20 protein-coding genes are annotated in these 23201 nt (G+C 61.9%); 12 read left to right on the top strand and 8 right to left on the bottom strand.

The window, feature by feature from the left end:
- Positions 1–66: 66 nt before the first annotated feature.
- The 6 genes from BFP90_RS18870 to aspA form a co-directional block, all read right to left on the bottom strand.
- Positions 67–1158 carry a polyamine ABC transporter substrate-binding protein gene (locus BFP90_RS18870; protein WP_065897692.1) on the bottom strand — a complete coding sequence of 364 codons (1092 nt, stop codon included), beginning with the start codon at positions 1156–1158 and terminating at the stop codon, positions 67–69.
- Complete coding sequence (locus BFP90_RS18865) at positions 1155–2189, bottom strand: histone deacetylase family protein (RefSeq protein ID WP_065897691.1); 1035 nt, start codon at positions 2187–2189, stop codon at positions 1155–1157. Before BFP90_RS18865 ends, BFP90_RS18870 begins: the two co-directional genes overlap by 4 nt.
- Before the next feature lie 132 nt (positions 2190–2321).
- A complete protein-coding gene (locus BFP90_RS18860) occupies positions 2322–3314 on the bottom strand; it encodes an AraC family transcriptional regulator (protein ID WP_065897690.1) in 993 nt (330 codons plus the stop codon).
- A 50-nt stretch (positions 3315–3364) separates the two neighbouring features.
- On the bottom strand, positions 3365–4342 hold the full coding sequence (locus BFP90_RS18855) for an asparaginase (protein ID WP_065897689.1): 978 nt from the start codon (positions 4340–4342) through the stop codon (positions 3365–3367).
- 76 nt (positions 4343–4418) lie between these two features.
- Positions 4419–5864: an alanine/glycine:cation symporter family protein gene (locus tag BFP90_RS18850; protein WP_065897688.1), complete on the bottom strand. Its 1446-nt coding sequence runs from the start codon at positions 5862–5864 to the stop codon at positions 4419–4421.
- 390 nt (positions 5865–6254) lie between these two features.
- A complete protein-coding gene (gene aspA / locus BFP90_RS18845) occupies positions 6255–7679 on the bottom strand; it encodes an aspartate ammonia-lyase (protein WP_065883807.1) in 1425 nt (474 codons plus the stop codon).
- Positions 7680–7862: 183 nt separating this feature from the next.
- Between aspA and BFP90_RS18840 the strand changes: the two genes are divergently transcribed.
- From BFP90_RS18840 to BFP90_RS18820, 5 genes are all read left to right on the top strand, one after another.
- The gene (locus BFP90_RS18840) at positions 7863–8771 is read left to right on the top strand and encodes a LysR substrate-binding domain-containing protein (protein ID WP_065883805.1); all 909 of its coding nucleotides are present in this window, start codon (positions 7863–7865) and stop codon (positions 8769–8771) included.
- A 369-nt stretch (positions 8772–9140) separates the two neighbouring features.
- The gene (gene purE, locus BFP90_RS18835) at positions 9141–9632 is read left to right on the top strand and encodes a 5-(carboxyamino)imidazole ribonucleotide mutase (RefSeq protein ID WP_003195648.1); all 492 of its coding nucleotides are present in this window, start codon (positions 9141–9143) and stop codon (positions 9630–9632) included.
- Between the two features lie 12 nt (positions 9633–9644).
- Entirely contained in the window at positions 9645–10730 is a 1086-nt protein-coding gene (locus tag BFP90_RS18830; RefSeq protein ID WP_065897687.1) for a 5-(carboxyamino)imidazole ribonucleotide synthase, read from the top strand.
- 105 nt (positions 10731–10835) lie between these two features.
- Complete coding sequence (locus BFP90_RS18825; protein WP_065883801.1) at positions 10836–11081, top strand: GlsB/YeaQ/YmgE family stress response membrane protein; 246 nt, start codon at positions 10836–10838, stop codon at positions 11079–11081.
- Between the two features lie 77 nt (positions 11082–11158).
- Positions 11159–11695 carry a DUF3299 domain-containing protein gene (locus BFP90_RS18820; RefSeq protein ID WP_065893023.1) on the top strand — a complete coding sequence of 179 codons (537 nt, stop codon included), beginning with the start codon at positions 11159–11161 and terminating at the stop codon, positions 11693–11695.
- Positions 11696–11753: 58 nt separating this feature from the next.
- Here BFP90_RS18820 and BFP90_RS18815 read toward each other — a convergent pair whose 3' ends face one another.
- Together BFP90_RS18815 and BFP90_RS18810 are read right to left on the bottom strand one after the other, a co-directional pair.
- Positions 11754–12653 (bottom strand): D-hexose-6-phosphate mutarotase, encoded by a 900-nt coding sequence (locus BFP90_RS18815; RefSeq protein ID WP_065893024.1) that lies wholly within the window; start codon positions 12651–12653, stop codon positions 11754–11756.
- A 65-nt stretch (positions 12654–12718) separates the two neighbouring features.
- On the bottom strand, positions 12719–13123 hold the full coding sequence (locus BFP90_RS18810; protein WP_003176975.1) for an acyl-CoA thioesterase: 405 nt from the start codon (positions 13121–13123) through the stop codon (positions 12719–12721).
- Between the two features lie 403 nt (positions 13124–13526).
- Here BFP90_RS18810 and BFP90_RS18805 point away from each other — a divergent pair, with 403 nt between their 5' ends.
- The 7 genes from BFP90_RS18805 (at position 13527) to BFP90_RS18775 (ending at position 23175) form a co-directional block, all read left to right on the top strand.
- Positions 13527–14816, top strand: a complete 1290-nt coding sequence (locus BFP90_RS18805) for an MFS transporter (protein ID WP_065893025.1) — start codon at positions 13527–13529, stop codon at positions 14814–14816.
- Between the two features lie 258 nt (positions 14817–15074).
- A complete protein-coding gene (locus BFP90_RS18800; protein ID WP_065883793.1) occupies positions 15075–16061 on the top strand; it encodes a phosphate ABC transporter substrate-binding protein PstS in 987 nt (328 codons plus the stop codon).
- 484 nt (positions 16062–16545) lie between these two features.
- On the top strand, positions 16546–18579 hold the full coding sequence (locus tag BFP90_RS18795) for an ABC transporter permease subunit (RefSeq protein ID WP_176718054.1): 2034 nt from the start codon (positions 16546–16548) through the stop codon (positions 18577–18579).
- 15 nt (positions 18580–18594) lie between these two features.
- Positions 18595–20265, top strand: coding sequence for a phosphate ABC transporter permease PstA (gene pstA, locus BFP90_RS18790; RefSeq protein WP_065893027.1), 1671 nt, complete (start codon positions 18595–18597; stop codon positions 20263–20265).
- Between the two features lie 176 nt (positions 20266–20441).
- A complete protein-coding gene (gene pstB, locus BFP90_RS18785; protein ID WP_065883786.1) occupies positions 20442–21275 on the top strand; it encodes a phosphate ABC transporter ATP-binding protein PstB in 834 nt (277 codons plus the stop codon).
- Between the two features lie 70 nt (positions 21276–21345).
- Entirely contained in the window at positions 21346–22107 is a 762-nt protein-coding gene (gene phoU / locus BFP90_RS18780; RefSeq protein ID WP_057726096.1) for a phosphate signaling complex protein PhoU, read from the top strand.
- A 165-nt stretch (positions 22108–22272) separates the two neighbouring features.
- On the top strand, positions 22273–23175 hold the full coding sequence (locus BFP90_RS18775) for a response regulator (RefSeq protein WP_065893028.1): 903 nt from the start codon (positions 22273–22275) through the stop codon (positions 23173–23175).
- Positions 23176–23201: the final 26 nt, after the last annotated feature.

The following is a 23201-nucleotide window of genomic DNA, read 5'->3' as shown; positions in this document are numbered from 1 at the left end:
GCCATAGCCGAGAGGACGGTAGATAAATCGCGGCGCCCGCGAAGGCGCCCGTCAAAGCAAGGTGTTTCAGGTGCCGGATTTGATCTTGGTCCAGGCCCTGGTCCTGGCGCGTTCGGCTTTGCTGTCCAGGGGCTTGAGGGTATAGAGCGTCGTCATGGCCGCGTCGGTCGGGTACAGGTTGGGGTTGTTGCGTATCGCCGGGTCGACCCACTCGGTGGCGTCCTTGTTCGGGTTGGGATAACCGACGAAGTCGCTGACCGGTGCGATGACGTTGGGTTGCAACAAATAGTTGATGAAGGTGTAGGCGTCGCCCGGATTTTTAGCACCCTTGGGGATGGCGAGCATGTCGAACCAGATCGGCGCGCCTTCCCTGGGCAGGCGCATATCCACGGTCACGCCGTTCTTGGCTTCCTTGGCGCGGTTGGCGGCCTGGGAAAAACTACCGGAATAGCCCACGGCCACGCAGATGTCGCCGTTGGCGATATCGGCCATGTATTTGGAGGAGTGAAAGTAGGTGATGTATGGGCGGATTTTCATCAGCAGCGCTTCGGCCTTGATGTAGTCCTTGGGGTTGCTGCTATTGGGGTCCAGGCCCAGATGCTGCAAGGCCAGCGGCAGGATCTCCGAGGGCGAATCCAGCAGCGCGACCCCGCACTGCTTGAGCTTGCTGATGTTTTCTTCCTTGAAGATCAGGTCCCAGCTGTCCACTGGCGCGTCGTCGCCCAGGGCCGCCTTGACCTTGGCCGGGTTGAAGCCGATCAGGATGGTGCCGTACATGTAGGGCACGGCGTACTGATTGCCGGGGTCGTTGGCTTCGATCAGCTTCATCAGCTTGGGATCCAGGTGCTTCCAGTTGGGCAACTGGCTACGGTCCAGGGGCTGGAACACCCCGGCTTCGATCTGCTTGGCCAGGAACACGTTGGACGGCACCACCACGTCATAGCCGGAATTGCCGGTGAGCAGCTTGGCTTCCAGCGCCTCGTTTGTGTCGAAGATGTCGTACACCAGTTTGATCGACGGGTTCTGCGCCTTGAAGTCCTCAAGGGCCTTGGGGGTGATGTAGTCGAACCAGTTGTAGACCTTCAGGGTTTTCTCTTCGGCCTGTGCCGCGCCGCTGGCCACCGCGACGCACAGGACGAGCGATTTGAGTATGTTCATTGGGCTGCTTCCTCGAAACCTTCAAGCACGTTGACGGCGTTGATGCCGATTTCTTCCACGGCGTAGCCGCCTTCCATCACAAACAGCGTTGGCGTGCCGAGCTGCGCGATGCGTCGACCCATGGCCAGGTAGTCCGGGCTGTCGAGCTTGAATTGCGAAATGGGGTCGTCCTTGAAGGTGTCCACGCCCAGGGAGACAACGATGACATCGGCACCGTAGCGAGTGATCTCGGCACAGGCTTGTTCAAGCGCGTCGCTCCAGGTTTCCCAGGTGGCGCCGGCCGGTAACGGATAGTTGAAGTTGAACCCTTCTCCCGGGCCCTCTCCCAGCTCATCGGCATACCCGAGAAAGAATGGGAACTCCGCCTCCGGATGGCCGTGGATTGAGGTGAAGAGCACATCGCTGCGCGGGTAGAAAATCGATTGCGTGCCGTTGCCGTGGTGGTAGTCCACATCGAGGATGGCGACCTTTTTGCAGCCCTGGTCGAGAAACGCCTGGGCGGCGATGGCCGCGTTATTGAGGTAGCAATAACCGCCCATCAGGTCGCTGGCGGCGTGATGCCCGGGCGGGCGGCACAGCGCAAAGGCACTGTGGGCGCCTTGCGTGATGGCGGCCTGGGCGGTGAGGGCGACTTGCGCCGCGCTGTAGGCCGCTTGCCAGGTGCCGGCGGTGATCGGCGCGCCTCCATCGAAACTGTAATAGCCCAGCTGCCCGTGCAGGCTGGCGGGCATCACGCGGCGCAACGTGCGCGCGGGCCAGGTGTAGGGCAACAGGTCGCCATCCTGGCCGTACTCGGTCCAGCGTTGCCAGGCGCCCTTGAAGAAGTCGAGATAGTCGCGGCTGTGAATACGTTGCAGCGGTGCCAGACCGAAGTCCTGCGGCGCCTGCACCGGGCCCAGGTCACGGTCTTTGACGCGTTGCAGCACGTGGTCGGCGCGCGAGGGCATTTCAAAGCAGGGCATCAGTTGCCCGTCCATCAATTCACAGCGGCCGTGGTGCAGGTGGTGATCGTCCGAGTAGATCGTCAGCATGTGTTGTTCTCCGCAGGCTCTGTCGGTGCATGCAGTCTTGCGGCGGGTGCGATTTATGAGAACGGCAGGAGCGGCCAAAAGGGGATAAATATGGCCAGCCTGTGTGTCCGCAATGGGCCCCTGAACGGGGCGTCATGCGCGAAATTGACTCGGCGCGACGCCGCTCCAGCGTACGAACGCATGCCTGAAGCTGGCCGTTTCGCTGAACCCCAGCGTTTCGGCTATCCGGTGGATCGGCCACAGGTCGTCAGCCAATAACTGTTTGGCGCGTTCAAAGCGCAACTCATCGAGCAGTTCCTGATAGCTGCAGCCCAGGTGGTGCAAGTGTCGACGCAGGGTGCGTGCGGAACAGTTCATTTGCCGGGCCAGGCCCTCCAGCCCGGGTGCGGCGTGCAGTTGCGCGGCCAGCAACTGACGGATTCGCCCCAGCCATGCCTCGCGTCCGGTGAATTCGGTGTTCTGTTTCCGGCAGCGCTCGACCATGGCCTGGTGGGTCACGGCGTCAGCCAGCGGCAGGGGTTGGGCAAGCCAGCGTTTATCGAAGGCGAATGCATTGGCCGTGGCCTGGAACTGCAGCGGGCAATCGAAGCTCTCGACGTAACGCGCTTGATAATCCGGCGCGTCGTGCTCGAAACGAGCGCCCAACAGGGGCAGTGGATGGCCGAGCAGGTCGTCGCAGATAACTTTCAACGACCCCAGGCACAACTCGACATTGAAGGCCGTCAGTGCGGGGCTCTCGCGGTAATCGCCGGCGGTGAACCAGATACGTTCGTCGTCTTCCTCCAGGCTCAGTTCGAAGAGTGTTCCCAACAGCGCCGGATAACGCAGGGCCAGGCGCAAAGCGTCACCGAAAGTGGCACTGGTGAGCAGGGCATAGCCGAGCATGCCGTAGGAGGAAACATGCATGCGCCGCCCCACGATCAAGCCGATATCGCGCTGCAGGGCCACGGCGTTGGCGCACACCTGCATCTCCTGGTGCGTGGCGATACGTGTGTCGGCGCGGCGCAAGTCCGCTGCGCAGATGCCGCTGCCGGCCAGTAGCGCGGCATGGGGCAAGCCTTCGGCCTCGAAGGTACTGAGCACCAGGGACACGGCATTGAGGGTGGTGAGATGGGAGTGCAGCATGGGGACTTCCAGCCATGGGGTGGCTGGAAGTGGAGCAAGTTACATGCCGCTCAGTTCAGTTCGCCGCACAGGTCCAGTTCCACCAGGCGACGGATTTCGCGGGTCGGCAACCCGGCCCCGAGCAGTGCGTTGAGCTTGCCGAAGGCCGCCTCGCGGGTCATGCCGCCACCGGACAGCACGCCCACACCGCGCAGGCGGCTGCCGGCTTCGTAGACGTCCAGCTCCACGCCGCCTTCATGGCATTGGGTGATCGCAACCACCACTACACCCTGATCCTGCGCACGTTGCAGGCTGGCCAGGAAGGCCGGGTTGTCACTTGGGCCGGTGCCGCTGCCGAAGCATTCGAGCACCAGCGCCTGGAGGCCGCTGTCGACCAGCGCATCCAACAGGTCGGCGGCGATACCCGGCACCAACGGCAGGACGCCGACCCTGGCTTCAGACTTGGGCTGGCGGTAATGCAGGGCCGCGGGGATCATGTCGGCTTGGGAGACTCCGCCGTTACGTTGCAAGGCGGCAAACGGATGGCGACCAAAGCTGCGGATCTTCGCGCACCGGGTGGGCGCCATGAGCGCGCCGTGGAAATACAATTGCACGCCGGGTGCCAGGCCTTCCCCGAGTGCCGTCAGCGCACCGCTGACGTTTTCCCAGGCATCACTGTCGGGCACGCCTGCCGGCAACATCGAGCCGGTGAACAGTACGGGTGCCGGCAGACCGAGGAGTTGAAAACTCATGGCCGCCGCGCTGTACGCCAGGGTGTCGGTGCCGTGCAGGATCAGCACGGCGTCGCAGCCGTCGTCCACGGCCTCGACAACGGCGCTGCGCAGGCGCTGCCAGTAGGCAGGGGTCATATTGGCGCTGTCGATCAGCGGCGACATCTCCCGAAAGCGCCACGTGGGCACGGGTGCGTCGGCCAGTTGCTCGCGCATACGCGCCTCAAAACCGGAAGCGGGTGCCAGGCCGTTGGCACTGGCCTGCATGCCGATGGTGCCGCCGGTGTAGAGCACCATGACGTTGTTGGCTGCTTGCATGAACAATCTCCTGAACGAAAAACGCCGCCGGGCCCAGAGCATGCCCAAGGCCGGGCGGCGTGTCATCTGGCGGTGATTAACGTTGCGCCTGGGCGCTCAGTTCAGCCGACGCTGCCGCTTCGGATTTTACCGGGTTGGCCGGCCAGGCCTTGCGGTCCAGGTCCAGGTCGGGGAACTGGCTGGAATCGAACACCGGGGTCTTGATGCCCGCTGCGCGCTGGCCGTCGTAGTCGTTGAGGATGCGCATGGCGATCTTGAACAGGAACGCCAGGGCGAACAGGTTGACGAACGCGAGCATGGTCATGGTGATGTCGGCGAAGGCGAACACGGTGCTCAGGTTCTCGATCGAACCCCAGAAAATCAGCACCAGCACCAAGGCGCGATAGCCCATCAGTACCTTGCGGTTGTTGCCGACCAGAAAGCGCAGGTTGCTCTCGCCCAGGTAGTAGTTGTACATGATCGAGGTGAACACGAACAACGCCAGGGCGACCGAGATGAACATGCGGCCCCAGTCACCGACCACGGCGGCCAGGGAGTTCTGGGTCAGGGCAATGCCGTCGCCTTCAAAGCCCGGGGTGTAGAAGCCGGACAGCAGGATCAGCAACGCGGTGCAGGTGCAGATCACGAAGGTGTCGAGGAACACGCTGAACGCTTGCACCACACCTTGGGCAATCGGGTGTTCCACGGAGGCCACCGCCGCCACGTTGGGCGCACTGCCTAAACCGGCTTCGTTGGCGAACACGCCGCGTTTGACGCCCATGATGATCGCGCTGCCCACCAGGCCACCGAAGGCCTGGTCGAGGCCGAAGGCGCTCTTGACGATGGTCGCGAGCATGGCCGGCACGTGGTCGAACTGCAGCACGATCACGTACAGGGTCACGGCGATGTAGACCAGCGTCTTGACCGGTACCAGCAGGTCGGCGATCGAGGCAATACGCTTGATCCCGCCAATGAACACCAGGCCCAGCAACACCGCCAGCGCGAGGCCGGTGTAAGTGGTGTCGAGACCGAAGGCATTATTCAGCGAGTGGGTAACCGCGTGGGCTTGCAGGCCGTTGAAGGCAAAGCCGAAAGTCACCAGCAGCAGGAACGCCATGACCATCCCCAGCCAGCGTTTGTGCAGGCCGTGCTGGATGTAATAGGCCGGGCCGCCACGGTAGGCACCTTCTGCATCGGTGCGCTTGTACAGCTGACCCAGGGAGCACTCGATAAAGCTCGAGGACATGCCCACCAACGCGGTGACCCACATCCAGAACACGGCGCCCGGGCCACCCAGGGTCACGGCAATGCCGACGCCTGCGATGTTACCGGCGCCCACACGGCCGGCCAGGCTGAGCATCAGCGCCTGGAACGAGCTGAGTTGGCCGGAGCTGCTTTTCAGGCTGTCTTTAAACACCGAGAACATGTGGAAAAAGTGACGCAATTGAACGAAACGCGAGCGGATCGTGAAATAACCGCCGAGCCCGACAATGAGCACGATCAGTACTTTCCCTGAGAGGAAGTCGTTGATGACTTCGAGCATGGAGTGTTCCTCGCTGATTTTTCTAATGGCAAACGCAGGACGGTGCGACGCATCGCTCGGCACCAGGCAGTGCGCGACGTTCGACCCCAATCCTTTTGCGGGTGTTGTTATTCATGCGGTTTCGCGCTGTACAGGACCTCGTTACCGACGATCTCTGACACGAAGAGGGGCGGCACTATACCTAGGCGAACGTGATCCGTCTGCTCGGCCTGATTAAAGGTTTCAGCGAAGCGGTGAGAGGGGAGGTGGGTAAGCGGTGCGATATTGGATTTTTTATAGGCGTCATAAGCAACCTCAAGGCAAAAAAAAGGGCCTGAAGAACGAGCCTTCAGGCCCTCAAAAGGTGAGAGGTGTCTAGTCTCTCAGCCTGGTGAGCGGTGCAACAAACACTTAGGCCTTCAGCGGGACCAAGCGTGGAGCGATCATGTTTTCGGGGCGCAGGATGTCGTCGAGCATGGCGTCGTCGAGCAAGCCTTCTTCACGCACCAGTTCCAGCACACCGCGACCGCTTTCAAGGGCGATTCGCGCAATGCGGGTGGCGTTTTCATAGCCGATGTAGGGGTTCAGCGCGGTGACCAGGCCGATGGAGTGCTCCACCAGTTCGCGGCAGCGCGCTTCGTTGGCGGTGATGCCGACGATGCAGTGCTCGCGCAGCATGTCCATGGCGCGTTGCAGCAGGCGGATCGAGTCGAAGATCTTGTAGGCGATCAGCGGCTCCATCACGTTCAGTTGCAGCTGGCCGCCTTCGGCCGCGATGGTCAGGGCCAAATCGTTACCGATGATTTGGAACGCCACCTGGTTCACGGCTTCCGGGATCACCGGGTTGACCTTGCCGGGCATGATCGAGCTGCCTGGCTGGCGCGCCGGCAGGTTGATTTCGTTGATGCCGGTGCGTGGGCCGCTGGACAGCAGGCGCAGGTCGTTGCAGATCTTCGACAGCTTCACCGCGGTACGCTTGAGCATGCCGGAGAACAGCACGAAGGCGCCCATGTCGGAGGTGGCTTCGATCAGGTCGGCCGCCGGTACCAGCGGCTGGCCGCTGATGGTGGCCAGGCGTTGTACGGCCAGGGCCTGGTAGCGTGGGTCGGCGTTGATGCCGGTGCCGATGGCGGTGCCGCCCAGGTTCACTTCGGTGAGCAGCTCCGGCGCCAGGGTTTTCAGGCGGGCCAGGTCTTCGCTCAGGGTGGTGGCGAAGGCGCGGAATTCCTGGCCGAGGGTCATCGGCACGGCGTCTTGCAGTTGGGTGCGGCCCATTTTCAATACATGCCCGAACTCGACACCTTTGGCGGCGAAGGCCTGGATCAGGCTGTCGAGGCTGGCCAGCAGCGCGTCATGGCCCAGCAGCAGACCCAGACGGATCGCGGTCGGGTAGGCGTCGTTGGTCGACTGCGCCATGTTCACATCGTTGTTGGGGTGCAGGTACTGGTACTCACCCTTCTGATGGCCCATGGCCTCCAGCGCGATGTTGGCGATCACTTCGTTGGCATTCATGTTGGTGGAAGTGCCGGCGCCGCCTTGAATCATGTCCACCACGAACTCTTCGTGGAAATCGCCACGAATCAGGCGGGCGCACGCTTCGCTGATGGCCGCGTGCTTGGCTTCGCTGAGCTGGCCCAGTTCGCGGTTGGCGTCCGCTGCTGCTTGCTTGACCATTGCCAGACCGACCACCAATTTCGGGTAATGCGAAATCGGAACGCCCGAGAGGCGGAAGTTGTTCACCGCTCGCAGGGTCTGGATGCCGTAATACGCTTGGGCAGGTACTTCGAGTACGCCAAGCAGGTCTTTTTCGGTACGGAAAGATGCAGCAGAGGACATGACGGAAATCATCTCGATAGGGACCCGGAACTGGCCGGAACGCTGTGAATGCTAGGCTTTTGAGAGTTTTTGGGCCAATGCTGTTAAGCACTGGCCTATGCACAAACGGCATAATGTCGATGTGACCCGGTTACCATGACGGGCGTGTGTGCCAAAATGGTGCATTCCCCGTGGGAGGCAGTGATGAACCTTGAGAGCAAATGGCTGGAAGACTTCAGCGCCCTGGCGGCGACGCGCAGCTTTTCCCAGGCGGCGGAGCGGCGCTTTGTCACCCAGCCGGCGTTCAGTCGACGTATTCGCAGCCTGGAAGCGGCGCTGGGGCTGACCCTGGTCAATCGCTCACGCACGCCGGTGGAGCTGACGGCGGCGGGGCAATTGTTCCTGGTCACCGCGCGCACGGTGGTCGAACAACTCGGTGAAGTGCTGCGCCATTTGCATCATCTGGAAGGCGGCCAGGGGGAGGTCATGCAGGTGGCGGCGGCTCACTCCCTGGCATTGGGTTTTTTCCCGCGCTGGATCGCCCAACTGCGCAACGAAGGTTTGAACATCGCCACGCGGCTGGTCGCCACCAACGTCGGTGATGCCGTGCACGCCCTGCGCGAAGGCGGCTGCGACCTGATGCTGGCGTTCTACGACCCGGATGCCGCGATGCAGATGGACGCCGAGATCTTTCCCTCGCTGCACCTGGGCAACACCGAAATGCTCCCGGTGTGCGCCGCCGATGCCGATGGCAAGCCGCTGTTCGATCTGGAAGGCGAGGGCAGCGTGCCGTTGCTGGCCTACAGTGCCGGCGCCTTTCTCGGACGCTCGGTGAACCTGCTGCTGCGCCAGCGTGCGCTGCGTTTTACCACCATTTATGAAACCGCCATGGCCGACAGCCTCAAGAGCATGGCGCTGGAAGGTCTGGGTATCGCCTGGGTACCGCAGTTGAGCGTGAGGGCGGAACTGGCCCGCGGCGAGTTGGTGGTGTGTGGCGGGGCGCAATGGCATGTGCCGCTGGAGATTCGGCTGTATCGCTGCGCGCTGGTGCGCAAGGCGAATGTGCGGTTGTTGTGGCGAAAGCTGGAAGGTGGCGCGGCGCAAAATACCTGAGCCCAGTCTCGGGCCCAGCCTCGCGCCCAATTTCAGGCCCAATGCAGGGCAAATGTGGGAGGGGGCTTGCCCCCGATTGCGGTGTGTCAGGCACTGAATATGTCACTGACAGACCGCTATCGGGAGCAAGCCCCCTCCCACAGGGTTTTGCGGTGTATTGGACTGACTCCGGAGTCAATAAAACCGCCGGTTTGGGCGGCAAGACAGATGGTCATCCCAGGGGCTGTTTATCTGGATTATTACGGTATACTGCGCGGCCTTCGGCCGGTCCAACCGGCCTTAATTCGTACACCAAGCCACGCCGGATTTCCCGCGTGGCTTGTTGTTTTTTGACGCGCCTGCGGGCGCCCAGAGAGAAGAGGCACGACGATGAGTGCATTGGTTGGCGTGATCATGGGCTCCAAGTCCGATTGGTCCACCCTTAGCCACACCGCCGATATGCTGGAAAAACTCGGCATTCCGTACGAAGTGAAGGTGGTCTCCGCCCACCGCACCCCGGACTTGCTGTTCCAGTATGCCGATGAAGCAGAATCCCGTGGCATCGAGGTGATCATTGCCGGTGCCGGCGGTGCGGCGCATTTGCCGGGCATGTGTGCAGCCAAGACTCACCTGCCCGTGCTCGGTGTACCGGTGCAGTCGTCAATGCTCTCGGGCGTGGATTCGCTGTTGTCCATCGTGCAGATGCCCGCCGGCATTCCGGTGGCAACCCTGGCGATCGGCAAGGCCGGCGCGATCAACGCCGCGTTGCTGTCCGCCAGTATCCTGGGCGCCAAGCACCCGCAGTTCCATGCGGTGCTGAAAAAATTCCGTGCTGAGCAGACAGACAGCGTGCTGGACAATCCAGACCCACGCATCGCCTGAGGGTGTTGATTGATGAAAATCGGTGTAATCGGTGGCGGCCAACTGGGCCGCATGCTGGCTCTGGCGGGAACCCCGCTGGGGATGAACTTCGCTTTCCTGGACCCGGCGCCGGACGCTTGCGCGGCAGCCCTGGGTGAACACCTGCGCGCGGACTACAGCGACCCGGATCATCTGCGTCAACTGGCCGACGAAGTTGACCTGGTGACCTTCGAGTTCGAAAGCGTCCCGGCCGAAACCGTGGCGTTCCTGTCGCAGTTCGTCCCGGTGTACCCGAGCGCCGAAGCCCTGCGCATCGCGCGCGACCGCTGGTTCGAGAAGAGCATGTTCAAGGACCTGGGCATCCCGACCCCGGCCTTCGCCGACATCCAGTCCCAGGCGGACCTGGACGCCGCCGTCGCCAGCATCGGCCTGCCGGCCGTGTTGAAAACCCGCACCCTGGGGTATGACGGCAAGGGCCAGAAAGTCCTGCGCACGGCGGCCGATGTGGTCGGCACCTTTGCCGAACTGGGCGGCGTCGCGTGCCTGCTGGAAGGCTTCGTGCCGTTCACCGGTGAAGTCTCGCTGATCGCCGTGCGTGCCCGTGACGGCGAAACCCGCTTCTATCCGTTGGTGCACAACACCCACGACAGCGGCATTCTCAAGCTGTCCGTCGCCAGCACCGACCACCCGCTGCAGGCCCTGGCCGAGGATTATTCCAGCCGCGTGCTCAAGCAGCTGGATTACGTTGGCGTGATGGCGTTCGAGTTCTTCGAAGTCGATGGCGGTCTCAAGGCCAACGAAATCGCCCCACGCGTGCACAACTCCGGGCACTGGACCACCGAAGGCGCCGAATGCAGCCAGTTCGAGAACCACCTGCGGGCGGTGGCGGGCTTGCCGTTGGGCTCCACGGCCAAGGTTGGCGAGAGCGCCATGCTCAACTTCATCGGCGTGGTGCCGTCGGTTGAGCGAGTCATGGCGATCGACGATTGCCATGTGCATCACTACGGCAAGGCCTTCAAGGCAGGGCGCAAGGTGGGTCACGCCAACCTGCGCTGCAAGGACCGCGCGACCCTGCAGGCGCAGATCCTCAAGGTCGAAGCGCTGATCGCCGAACAATAAGCTGCATCGTCGCGGGAACCATTAAGGCTCGGCGTCCCTCTGATTGCAGGATGCCAAAGTCTGACTAGGCTTTGGCATGACTCACACCAATCAGAGGGAAATGCCATGGGTATCATTGGAACCATCTTTATCGGCTTGATCGTCGGCCTGCTGGCGCGTTTCCTCAAGCCTGGCGACGACAGCATGGGCTGGATCATGACCATTCTGCTGGGTATCGCCGGCTCCCTGGCTGCAACCTACGGTGGCCAGGCGCTGGGGATCTACCAGGCCGGTCAAGGCGCAGGCTTTATCGGTGCGCTGATCGGTGCGATCGTGCTGCTGGTCATCTACGGCCTGATCAAAAGAAAGTAATCAGCCGACAAAGTCCTCTGCGCTGCGCAGGCGCAGAGGGCTAGAATGCTCGGCACTTGTACTTGCCGAGCCTCTCCATGCGCCGTTTCCTGTTGACTCTCCTCTTGCTGGGCTCAGGCCTGGCCCACGCCGGCGAACTGCCGGAAACCGACTGGCTCGAGCTGATGCCGCTGTCGGATCAGAAAGCCCTCGAAGCCATGCCCGAGATCGATCACAACTCGCCCGAAGCCCAAGGCACCTTTACCGATAAGGGTGGCCTGAAGCAGAGCAAAGGCTTGCCGGCGGTGATGTATTCCACCAAGACCGTGGCGGCCATGAACGGCAAGCACATCCGTATCGGCGGCTACCCGGTGCCGTTGGAAACCGATGCCAAGGGCCGCAGCACCCTGTTCTTTCTCGTGCCGTACCCTGGCGCGTGCATCCATGTGCCGCCACCGCCGCCCAACCAACTGGTGCTGGTGCGCTATCCCAAGGGGCTGAAGCTGGATGATATCTACACGCCGCTGTGGGTGACCGGAACCTTGAAGGTGGAGAAGGTGAATAACGACCTGGCGGACGCGGCGTATGCGCTGGATGCGGGAAAGGTGCGGGTGGTGAAGGAGTCCGATCTCTAACAGCCAACACATAACAATGTGGGAGGGGGCTTGCCCCCTCCCACATTTTTGATTGGGTTTACAAAGGAATGCTGGCGATGCTCACACCCAGGGTGTGGCTTTCGCCGGGCGCCAACGCCACCACGTCGTCCAGCACATTCGCCGTCTCGATGCACAGCATCCCCTGCCAGCCATCGTCGGCCATGTCATCGAAGGCCTTGGCGCGTTCGGTCCATGGGTTCCAGATCACGGTCGATTTCGACCCTTCGCTGGTGAGCTGGATGCGACGCTGCCAGTCCTTGTCGAGGATGCTCAGGCGGGCCGGTGTATCGAGGTAGATACGGTCAGTCTCGGCACTGAAGTGCAGCAGGCCGGACTGGGTTTTCTCGGTCCAGCCATCGGCGGTATCGATATAGGTCGCCCCCTCCACGCCTTCGACCTGCACGTTGCGCACATCGCTGACGGCGAAGTAGGTGTGCAATGCCTGGCTGAAGGTCACGGTGTCAGTGCCACGGTTATGGCTGGTGAGGTGGATATGCAACTGGTCGTCCAGCACCAGGCTCAACGTCAGGTCGACCTGATGAGGCCAGCCAGGAAAGCCGCCTGCCGGTACGGGCAGCGCAAGGTCCACCCGCAACGCCTGGCCTTCAAGCCTGGTTGCGGCTAATTCCCACAACGCCGTCCGCACAAAACCGTGGGCGCCGGCCGGCTGATCGCTTTGACGCATCGCCTTGACGCTCTGCGGGTTGCGCTCGAATACACCAAACCACGGCCAGCACACCGGGACGCCGGTACGAATGCCTTTGCCCTGCTTGAACACCGCCTCGGGGTTCGGCCAGATCAGCGGCTGCTCGCCATCGCGCTGATAACTGAAGAGATGCGCGCCCTGTTGGGCCACCATCAATTCGGCGCCGTTGTGGCGGATGCGCCAGCAGTCCAGCTCGTCGATTTTCACGGTTTCAACGTGGGGCGTCGGCATAACAAAGCTCTCTCAATGGCAGGCAATGGGCAATGGGGCAATTGACCGTGAAACCCCGATGAGGTTTAACGCGCGCGCGACGGAACCGAGCGCGTGCGGCCGCTGCCGTCGATGGCGACGAACACGAACACCGCCTCTGTCACCTTGCGCCATTCGCTGGACAGCGGGTCGTCGCTCCACACTTCGACCATCATCTGGATCGAGCTGCGGCCGATTTCCAGGGCCTGGGTATAGAAGGACAACTGCGCGCCCACCGCGACCGGGACCAGGAATGCCATGCGATCAATGGCCACGGTGGCTACACGTCCGCCGGCCACCTTGCTGGCCATTGCCGTGCCGGCCAGGTCCATCTGCGCGACCAGCCAGCCACCGAAGATATCGCCAAAACCGTTGGTTTCACGTGGAAGTGCAGTGATTTGCAGGGCGAGATCGCCTTGCGGGATAGGATCTTCTTGTTCGAGTTCGATCATGCCGAGGGCCTCTGACCCGTGACGCTTCATGGGTATTTCAAGTGGATAGCCGTCTTCTGGAAAAACGTTTCAGCACCAACATACACCGCTCGATGCGTTTCTCGTAAGGCGAACTAAAGGGAAACTCTGCCAAATCGGCTGGATGGCGCCCAACAACGTTTTGGCACAGCAGCCCGTCAAGACTGGGGTTCCTGCGCTTGCACGGGCGAGTATATCGGGACGCTGGCGCGACGACGACCACCTGAGGCTCATTTGGTCGGTAAATAGACGCTGTATCGGGGCTTTTGCGCGCAACTGTTTTCATAGCGCTGTGCTTTTTCAGGCGATTTGCTATCTTGCCAGACCCGCCGCAAGTCACGGGCGTGCAGTCCTTTACGCTGATTACTATAAGAGAAGCCTTGCCATGTCCTCCGTGCCCGCAAGCAGTGCGCAACCGTCGCGCCCGCTGACCCGCAACGACTACAAAACCCTGTCGCTGTCTGCCTTGGGCGGGGCGCTGGAATTCTACGACTTCATCATTTTCGTATTTTTCGCCACCGTGGTCGGGAAACTGTTCTTCCCCGTCGACATGCCCGAATGGCTGCGCATGATGCAGACCTTCGGCATCTTCGCCGCCGGCTACCTGGCTCGCCCGCTGGGCGGCATCATCATGGCGCACTTCGGCGACCTGCTGGGCCGCAAGAAAATGTTCACCCTGAGCATCTTCATGATGGCCGTGCCGACCTTGATCATGGGGCTGCTGCCGACCTACGCGCAGATCGGCCTGTGGGCACCGCTCCTGCTGCTGTTGATGCGCGTGATCCAGGGCGCGGCGATTGGCGGCGAGGTACCGGGCGCCTGGGTATTCGTCTCCGAACACGTCCCGCCACGTCACATCGGCTACGCCTGCGGCACACTCACCAGCGGCCTCACCGCCGGTATTTTGCTGGGCTCGCTGGTAGCCACCGCGATTAATACGGCCTATACCCCGGAGCAGGTCTCCGATTACGCCTGGCGGATCCCCTTCCTGCTCGGCGGTGTCTTCGGCCTGCTGTCGGTGTACCTGCGCCGCTGGCTGCATGAAACGCCGATCTTCGCCGAGATGCAGCAACGCAAGACCCTGGCCGCCGAACTGCCGTTGCGCGCGGTACTGCGTGACCACCGTGGCGCCATCGTGCTGTCGATGCTGCTGACCTGGCTGCTGTCGGCCGGCGTCGTGGTGGTCATCCTGATGACCCCGACCGTGCTGCAGACCGTCTACCACTTCAGCCCCACGGTTGCGTTGCAGGCCAACAGCCTGGCTATCGTGACCCTGAGCCTGGGTTGCATTGCCTCGGGTGCCCTGGCCGACCGTTTTGGTGCCGGGCGTGTGCTGGTCACCGGTTGCGCGTTGTTGCTGGCCACTTCCTGGACGCTGTACCACAGCCTCATGGCCCACCCGGACTGGCTGTTCCCGCTGTACGCCTTGACCGGCCTGTTTGTCGGCACCATCGGTGTGGTGCCCTACGTGATGGTTAAAGCCTTCCCACCGGTGGTGCGTTTCAGCGGCCTGTCGTTCTCCTACAACGTGGCCTACGCCGTGTTTGGCGGGCTGACGCCATTGGCGGTGTCACTGCTGATGAAGGAAAGCCCGATGGGCCCGTCCTACTATGTCGCCGCCCTGTGTGTGATGGGGATGGTGGTGGGCGGGTATCTGTGGAAGCGTTCCCGCTGAGCTTGATCGTTCCCACGCTCCCGCGTGGGAATGCCGCCTGGGACGCTCTGCGTCCCGCCGCCGCAAGACGCGAGCCCTGCGCTGGGTGACGCGGAGCGTCACGGGATGCATTCCCACGCAGAGCGTGGGAACGAGCGTCAAGCCTTCGCTTTCGATAGTGGCCTTTCATCTAACTGTCACATTGCAGACATAGAGTGTTCACACGGCCTCTCGATACTTGGCCCCGATCCAACTATCCCTATCTGCTAGGAGCAAGGCATGAAACTGAAACGTTTGATGGCGGCAATGACATTTGTCGCTGCTGGCGTCGCGACCGCCAACGCGGTGGCTGCTGGCGTTGACCCGGCGATCCCGGCTTACGTCAAGACCACTGGTGTGTCGGGCAACCTGTCCAGCGTCGGTTCCGATACCCTGGCAAACCTGATGACCTTGTGGGCCGAGGGTTATAAAAAGGAATACCCGAACGTCAACATCCAGATTCAAGCGGCCGGCTCTGCCACCGCGCCACCTGCGCTGACTGAAGGCACCTCCAACCTGGGCCCGATGAGCCGCAAGATGAAGGACACCGAACTGGCGGCCTTCGAGCAGAAGTACGGCTACAAGCCAACCGCAATCCCGGTAGCTGTGGATGCACTGGCGGTATTCGTGCACAAGGACAACCCGATCCAGCACCTGACCATGGAACAGGTCGACGCGATCTTCTCCTCGACGCGCTTGTGCGGCGCTAAAGCCGACGTGAAAACCTGGGGTGACCTGGGCGTGACCGGCGACCTGGCCAACAAGCCGGTTCAACTGTTCGGCCGTAACTCGGTATCCGGCACCTACGGCTACTTCAAGGAAGAAGCCCTGTGCAAAGGCGACTACAAGCCTAACGTGAACGAACAACCTGGCTCGGCCTCGGTCGTGCAGTCGATCAGCTCCTCGCTGAACGGCATCGGTTACTCGGGCATCGGCTACAAGACCGCCAGCGTGAAAACCGTGGCCCTGGCCAAGAAAGGCAGCACTGAGTTCATCGAGGACAGCGAAGAAAACGCCCTGAACGGCAAATACCCGCTGTCGCGTTTCCTCTACGTTTACGTCAACAAAGCTCCGAACAAGCCTCTGGCACCGCTGGAAGCCGAGTTCGTGAAACTGGTGCTGTCCAAACAGGGCCAGGAAGTTGTCGTGAAAGACGGTTACATCCCGCTGCCAGCAAAAGTTGCCGCCAAGGCCCTGGCTGACCTGGGTCTGAAAGAAGGCAACTAAGTAGCTGGGCTGGGTAAAACCAGCCTTTCTGTAGGAGCGAGCTTGCTCGCGAAGATCGTCAACGATAACGCGCCGTTTCTGAATCAACGCGGCGCCCTGTCGCCTTTCGCGAGCAAGCTCGCTCCTACAGAAACTCCTAATTTCAAGTCCGCTGCCAGCTATGCTTCGCGGCGGATTTCCTGCGTCACTGCATTGTCATCTTTCTGTCATACAGGATCGCTAGGGTGTGCGCATGAATGATCTGGCCAATTCCACCATGACGACAACTTCTCCCCCCAAGCGCATTGATTTCAATACGCCTGAGCTGCAACGCAAGCGCCGCATTCGCGCGCTCAAAGACCGTTTGACTCGTTGGTATGTGCTGGTCGGCGGCCTCGCCGTTCTCGGCGCAATCACCCTGATTTTCTTCTTCCTCGCCTACGTGGTTGCGCCGTTGTTCCAGGGTGCTTCGCTGACCAAGGAAGAAGCGCTCACACCGGCCTGGATCCAGGACGCCGGCAAGCCGCTGATGATTTCTCTGGAAGAACAGAACCAGGTCGCCATGCGGGTTTCCGACAAGGGCCAGGCGCTGTTCTTCGATGTCACTACCGGTGCCGAACTCAAGCGTGTCGACCTAGCGCTGCCGGCAGGCGCGAGCGTAGCGTCGATTGGTGAAGACCAGCCGGGCAGCCCGCTGGTGATCCTCGGCTTGTCCAATGGCCAGTCCCTGGTGTTCCGTCACACCTATAAGGTGTCATACCCGGACGGCAAGAAAACCATCACGCCTGCGATTGAGTACCCCTACGGTGAAACGCCTATCGTGCTCGACGATACCGGCCGCCCGTTGGAGCACGTCGCCCTCAATGCCACGGATTCGTCGCTGGTGGTTGCAGGCTCGGCCGGTTCGCACTTGAACGTGCTGACCCTGAGTCGCGAAGAAAACATGATGACCGGCGAAGTCACCAGCGAGCAGAAACGTGTCGAACTGCCGCAAATGACCGAGCCGGTGAAGGCGATCTTCATCGACCCGCGCCAGCAATGGTTGTATGTGATCAACGGTCGCGCCCTGGCCGATGTGTTCAGCCTGCGCGACAAGAGTCTCAACGGTCGCTACAAGCTGCTGGAAGACGGCAATGCCGAAGTCACCGCCAGCACCCAGCTGGTGGGCGGCATCTCGCTGATCATCGGTAACTCCAAGGGCGGATTGGCCCAGTGGTTCATGGCCCGCGATCCGGACGGCGAGCAACGCCTCAAGCAGATCCGTACCTTCCAGATGGGCACTGCGCCCATCGTGGAAATTACCGCCGAAGAGCGTCGCAAAGGCTTCACCGCCCTCGACGCTTTCGGCCAGTTCGGCGTGTTCCATAGCACCGCGCACCGTACCTTGCTGGTCGATCCAGTGGTTGACGGCCAAGGCGTGTTCGGCCTGTCGCCACGGGCCAACCGCGTCATCGTCGAAGCCGGTGGCAAGCTGCAACCGTTGCTGCTCGACAACCCGCACCCGGAAGTGTCGTGGAGCGCGCTGTGGAGCAAGGTCTGGTACGAGAACTACGACGAGCCCAAGTACGTCTGGCAATCGACCGCCGCCAACACCGACTTCGAACCCAAGATGAGCCTGGCGCCGCTGACTTTCGGTACGTTGAAAGCCGCGTTCTACGCGATGCTGCTCGCCGCACCGCTGGCTGTAGCCGCCGCGATCTACACCGCTTACTTCATGGCCCCGAGCCTGCGCCGCAAGGTCAAGCCGGTGATCGAATTGATGGAAGCGATGCCCACGGTGATCCTCGGCTTCTTCGCCGGCCTGTTCCTGGCGCCTTATGTGGAAGGGCATCTGCCGGGGATTTTCAGCCTGCTGATGCTGTTGCCGATTGGCATCCTGGTAGCCGGCTTTGTGTTCAGCCGTTTGCCTGAGTCGATCCGCCTGCGGGTGCCGGATGGCTGGGAAAGCGCGATCCTGATCCCGGTGATCCTGTTCGTGGGCTGGCTGTCGCTGTACATGAGCCCGTATCTGGAGACCTGGTTCTTCGGCGGCGACATGCGCATGTGGATTTCCCATGACCTGGGCATCACCTACGACCAGCGCAACGCCCTGGTGGTCGGCCTGGCCATGGGTTTTGCGGTCATCCCGAACATCTACTCCATCGCCGAAGACGCCGTGTTCAGTGTGCCGCGCGGCCTGACCCTGGGCTCCCTGGCCCTCGGTGCCACGCCCTGGCAGACCATGACCCGCGTAGTGATCCTGACTGCCAGCCCGGGCATCTTCTCCGCGCTGATGATCGGCATGGGCCGCGCCGTGGGCGAGACCATGATCGTGCTGATGGCCACCGGTAACACGCCGGTGATGGAGATGAACCTGTTCGAAGGCCTGCGCACCCTGGCGGCCAACGTCGCAGTGGAAATGCCCGAGTCGGAAGTGGGCGGCAGTCACTACCGCGTGCTGTTCCTCTCGGCGCTGGTGCTGCTGCTGTTCACGTTCATCATGAATACCCTCGCCGAGCTGATCCGTCAGCGTCTGCGCAAGAAATACTCGTCGCTTTAAGAAAGGTAGAAGTCTGTGAAACAGAACTCCCTGAATGGATGGTTCAAGAGCGGCGCCCCCGGCGTCTGGATCAGCGGTGGCGCAGTGTCCATCGCGGTCATCATGACCATTGGTTTGCTGGCGGTGATTGCGGTGCGCGGTCTGGGCCATTTCTGGCCGGCCGACCTGATCCAGGCCAACTACAGCGTACCGGGCCAGGCCAACCATATCGTCATCGGCGAAGTGGTGCAGAAGGAAGAAGTGCCGCGCGAGCGCCTGAAAAGCGCCGGCCTGCCGGTGCCCGACGAGGGCCCGGAGTTCATGACCCGCGAGCTGATCAAGGTCGGCAACCGCGACTTGAACGGCAATGACTTCACCTGGATCGTCGGCGAATGGTTGAAGGACCAGACCAGGCCGGTGCAGTTGATGACCATCGAGCGGCGTGAATGGGGCAACTTCTACGGCACCCTGGTCAACGTCAAGCAGGATGGCAAGATCATCGCCGAAGGCGAGGCCGCGTGGCCGGAGTTGCAAGCCCGTGTGGAGCGCGTCAACAAGCTCGCCGCCCAGCTCAAGAGCCTGGAAAAAACCGATATCGGCGCGATCAACGCCGGGCTGGAGCGCGTTCGCCTGCACGGTCGCAAGCTGGAGCTGGAAGGCAAGCTTGACGCCGCCGCCCAGGCTGACATGGACGCCGACCGCGCCGAACTGAATGCCCGCTACCAGGACATCGAAGCGCGCCTGGCCGACCTGCACGCCCAATTCAACCGCGACGCGCTGACGGCCCGGGACGGCAACGGCAAGGAAATCGAAATAGGTATCGGCAAGGTGGTGCACGCCTACCAGCCGAACGCCATGGGCACCCTGACCAAGATCGGCTTCTACTTCAGCAAGGTCTGGGAGTTCTTGAGCGACGACCCACGGGAAGCCAACACCGAAGGCGGGATCTTCCCGGCTATCTTCGGCACCGTGATGATGACCCTGATCATGGCGATGATCGTCACGCCGTTCGGCGTGCTGGCGGCGGTGTACTTGCGTGAGTACGCCAAGCAGAACACCCTGACGCGGATCATCCGCATCGCGGTCAACAACCTGGCGGGCGTGCCGGCCATCGTCTACGGCGTGTTTGGCCTGGGCTTTTTCGTGTACGTACTGGGTGGCTCGGTGGACCGGCTGTTCTTCGCCGAAGCCCTGCCGGCGCCGACCTTCGGCACGCCGGGGCTGCTCTGGGCCTCGCTGACCCTGGCATTGCTGGCGGTGCCGGTGGTGATCGTGGCCACCGAAGAAGGCCTGGCGCGGATTCCTCGCACCGTGCGCGAAGGGTCCCTGGCGCTCGGCGCGACCAAGGCGGAAACGCTGTGGAAGATCGTGCTGCCGATGGCCAGCCCGGCGATGATGACCGGCATGATCCTCGCCGTGGCCCGTGCCGCCGGTGAAGTGGCGCCGTTGATGCTGGTCGGCGTGGTGAAGCTGGCCCCGTCGCTGCCGCTGGACGGCAACTACCCGTACCTTCACCTAGACCAGAAGATCATGCACCTGGGCTTCCATATCTATGACGTCGGCTTCCAGAGCCCCAACGTCGAAGCGGCGCGACCGCTGGTCTACGCCACCGCCCTGCTGCTGGTGATGGTGATCGCCACGCTCAACCTGTCGGCGGTGTGGATTCGTAACCACCTGCGCGAGAAATACAAAGCGCTGGACAGCTGATAACCCAGTAGGAGCGAGCTTGCTCGCGAGAAACGCAAGGGCACCGCGTTCATTCAGGCGCCCCGCGTTATCGTTAACGAGCTTCGCGAGCAAGCTCGCTCCTACAGAAGAATGATGTAACCGCAGGCCTTTCGCCGCGGCTCACTGAAATGAATTGGTAGCACAGGGAGCATCCCATGCAACACGAAACCCATTCCCACGGCATCAACATGTCGGCCCTGGGACGCGACAAGCAAAGCCTGAGCCTGGCCCAGGAAACCGTGGCCATCGAAGTGCCGGGCCTGAGTCTCTACTACGGCGACAAGCAGGCGCTGTTCGACGTCAGCATGAACATCCCCAAGCAGCGCGTGACCGCCTTCATCGGCCCGTCCGGCTGCGGCAAGTCCACGTTGCTGCGCACGTTCAACCGCATGAACGACCTGGTGGACGGTTGCCGCGTGGAAGGTGCCATCAACCTCTACGGCACCAACATCTACCGCAAGGGCGAAGACGTGGCCGAGTTGCGTCGCCGCGTGGGCATGGTGTTCCAGAAGCCCAACCCGTTCCCCAAGACCATCTATGAAAACGTGGTCTACGGCCTGCGCATCCAGGGCATCAACAAAAAACGCATCCTCGACGAAGCGGTCGAGTGGGCGCTCAAGGGCGCAGCGCTGTGGGACGAGGTCAAGGATCGCCTGCACGAGTCGGCCCTTGGTTTGTCCGGTGGTCAGCAACAGCGTCTGGTCATCGCCCGTACCATCGCCGTGGAGCCTGAAGTGCTGCTGCTCGACGAACCGTGCTCGGCCCTCGACCCGATCTCCACGCTCAAGGTCGAAGAGCTGATCTACGAACTCAAGTCCAAGTTCACCATCGTCATCGTGACCCACAACATGCAGCAGGCCGCGCGGGTGTCCGATTACACCGCATTCATGTACATGGGCAAGCTGGTGGAGTTCGGCGATACCGATACCCTGTTCACCAATCCGGCGAAAAAGCAGACCGAAGACTACATCACCGGTCGCTACGGCTAGGAAGCCGTGGTTCTGATTGCACTGACGCTGCGGTTCTCCGCACCTTACCGGACGCTCCAAGGACGCCAACATGATTAGCAAAGAAGGCCTTACCCACCACATCTCCGCGCAGTTCAACGCCGAGCTCGAGGAAGTGCGCAGCCACCTCCTGGCGATGGGCGGCCTGGTGGAGAAGCAAGTCAACGATGCGGTCACCGCGCTGATCGAGGCCGATTCGGGCCTGGCCCAGCAGGTGCGTGAGATCGATGACCAGATCAATCAGATGGAACGCAACATCGATGAGGAATGCCTGCGCATCCTGGCCCGCCGCCAGCCCGCGGCTTCCGACCTGCGTTTGATCATCAGCATCTCCAAGTCGGTGATCGACCTCGAGCGTATCGGCGACGAAGCCACCAAAATCGCCCGCCGCGCCATCCAGCTGTGCGAAGAAGGCGAAGCGCCGCGTGGGTACGTGGAAGTGCGCCACATCGGCGACCAGGTGCGCAACATGGTGCGCGATGCCCTCGACGCGTTTGCGCGGTTCGATGCGGACCTGGCGCTGTCGGTGGCCCAGTACGACAAAGTCATCGATCGCGAATACAAGACCGCCTTGCGTGAGCTGGCCACCTACATGATGGAAGACCCGCGCTCTATCTCGCGCGTCTTGAGCATCATCTGGGTGCTGCGCTCGCTGGAGCGCATCGGCGACCACGCGCGCAATATCTCGGAATTGGTGATTTACCTGGTACGCGGCACCGACGTTCGGCACATGGGCCTCAAGCGCATGAAAGCCGAAGTTGAAGGCAGCGCTGATCTTATCCCTAATGTTCCGGGCGAATCTGACGATAAGTAAGGTTGCCCGAGAAATTAACGCCCGGCCATTGGTCGGGCGTTTTCGTTTGTGGCGAGCGGAACTGATTGCGGACGGGGCGTAATAAGTCCTAACGTGACTGCAGAGTTTTGGCAAAATGCCATCATGGGCGTGCTGCCAGCCAAGGTTTTATAGGATGAAGGGTCGATGAGTAAAGTCAGTGTGTTGGTGGTGGATGACGCCTCGTTTATTCGCGACCTGGTGAAGAAGTGCCTGCGCAACTACTTCCCGGGGATCAAGATCGAAGATGCGGTGAACGGCAAGAAGGCGCAATCCATTCTGATGCGCGAGACCTTCGACCTGGTGCTGTGCGACTGGGAAATGCCGGAGATGTCCGGGCTTGAGCTGTTGACCTGGTGCCGCGAGCAAGCCCACCTGAAGGCCATGCCGTTCGTGATGGTGACCAGCCGGGGTGACAAGGAAAACGTGGTGCAGGCCATCCAGGCCGGCGTGTCCGGTTACGTCAGCAAGCCATTCACCAACGAACAGTTGCTGAACAAGGTCAAGCAGGCCCTGCACAAGATCGGCCGCCTCGACGCGTTGATCGCCAGCGCGCCGACCAAGATGAGCTCGGCGTTCGGCAACGACTCCCTGAGCGCACTGACCGGTGGCAAGCCCGAAGCGGTCAAGTCGGCGCCGGTGGCGGCTGCCCCGAATAAAGGCCTGCTCAACAGCGCGCCTGTTGCCGCTGTCCCGGCCGCATCGCCCGCCAGCGGCCGTGGCCAGGGCCAGTTGCGCCTGTCCAGCGGCACCCAGCAATGCGTGATCAAGGCGCTGAGCATCAAGGAGGCGTTGTTGGTGGTGCGTCGCGGTGAGGTCCTGCCCCAGGTCCTGGAAAGCGCCGTGCTCGACCTCGAACAGGGCGAGAACGCTGAAGTGGCACGCCTCAATGGCTACCTGCACGCCATCGTTGCCTACGAGCCCAGGCCCGACAGCGACTGGCTGCAACTGACCTTCCGGTTTATCGACCAGGATGCGCAGAAGCTGGACTACATCTCCCGCCTGATCGCCCGTGGCACCGCGCAGAAGCACTTTGTGCCGGGTGCGTGATCTACAGAGCACCGCCTGACCAATGT

Source organism: Pseudomonas sp. 24 E 13 (assembly GCF_900004715.1).
Lineage (GTDB): Bacteria > Pseudomonadota > Gammaproteobacteria > Pseudomonadales > Pseudomonadaceae > Aquipseudomonas > Aquipseudomonas orientalis_A.
The sequence above is the reverse complement of the archived record's forward strand: the minus strand, read 5'-3'. Positions and strand labels throughout refer to the sequence as shown.

What these genes read in the sequence shown, in the direction of transcription:
- BFP90_RS18870 (WP_065897692.1), bottom strand. Translation starts at nt 1,158, where the DNA reads ATGAACATACTCAAATCGCTCGTCCTGTGCGTCGCGGTGGCCAGCGGC.
- BFP90_RS18865 (WP_065897691.1), bottom strand. Translation starts at nt 2,189, where the DNA reads ATGCTGACGATCTACTCGGACGATCACCACCTGCACCACGGCCGCTGT.
- BFP90_RS18860 (WP_065897690.1), bottom strand. Translation starts at nt 3,314, where the DNA reads ATGCTGCACTCCCATCTCACCACCCTCAATGCCGTGTCCCTGGTGCTC.
- BFP90_RS18855 (WP_065897689.1), bottom strand. Translation starts at nt 4,342, where the DNA reads ATGCAAGCAGCCAACAACGTCATGGTGCTCTACACCGGCGGCACCATC.
- BFP90_RS18850 (WP_065897688.1), bottom strand. Translation starts at nt 5,864, where the DNA reads ATGCTCGAAGTCATCAACGACTTCCTCTCAGGGAAAGTACTGATCGTG.
- aspA (WP_065883807.1), bottom strand. Translation starts at nt 7,679, where the DNA reads ATGTCCTCTGCTGCATCTTTCCGTACCGAAAAAGACCTGCTTGGCGTA.
- BFP90_RS18840 (WP_065883805.1), top strand. Translation starts at nt 7,863, where the DNA reads ATGAACCTTGAGAGCAAATGGCTGGAAGACTTCAGCGCCCTGGCGGCG.
- purE (WP_003195648.1), top strand. Translation starts at nt 9,141, where the DNA reads ATGAGTGCATTGGTTGGCGTGATCATGGGCTCCAAGTCCGATTGGTCC.
- BFP90_RS18830 (WP_065897687.1), top strand. Translation starts at nt 9,645, where the DNA reads ATGAAAATCGGTGTAATCGGTGGCGGCCAACTGGGCCGCATGCTGGCT.
- BFP90_RS18825 (WP_065883801.1), top strand. Translation starts at nt 10,836, where the DNA reads ATGGGTATCATTGGAACCATCTTTATCGGCTTGATCGTCGGCCTGCTG.
- BFP90_RS18820 (WP_065893023.1), top strand. Translation starts at nt 11,159, where the DNA reads ATGCGCCGTTTCCTGTTGACTCTCCTCTTGCTGGGCTCAGGCCTGGCC.
- BFP90_RS18815 (WP_065893024.1), bottom strand. Translation starts at nt 12,653, where the DNA reads ATGCCGACGCCCCACGTTGAAACCGTGAAAATCGACGAGCTGGACTGC.
- BFP90_RS18810 (WP_003176975.1), bottom strand. Translation starts at nt 13,123, where the DNA reads ATGATCGAACTCGAACAAGAAGATCCTATCCCGCAAGGCGATCTCGCC.
- BFP90_RS18805 (WP_065893025.1), top strand. Translation starts at nt 13,527, where the DNA reads ATGTCCTCCGTGCCCGCAAGCAGTGCGCAACCGTCGCGCCCGCTGACC.
- BFP90_RS18800 (WP_065883793.1), top strand. Translation starts at nt 15,075, where the DNA reads ATGAAACTGAAACGTTTGATGGCGGCAATGACATTTGTCGCTGCTGGC.
- pstB (WP_065883786.1), top strand. Translation starts at nt 20,442, where the DNA reads ATGCAACACGAAACCCATTCCCACGGCATCAACATGTCGGCCCTGGGA.
- phoU (WP_057726096.1), top strand. Translation starts at nt 21,346, where the DNA reads ATGATTAGCAAAGAAGGCCTTACCCACCACATCTCCGCGCAGTTCAAC.
- BFP90_RS18775 (WP_065893028.1), top strand. Translation starts at nt 22,273, where the DNA reads ATGAGTAAAGTCAGTGTGTTGGTGGTGGATGACGCCTCGTTTATTCGC.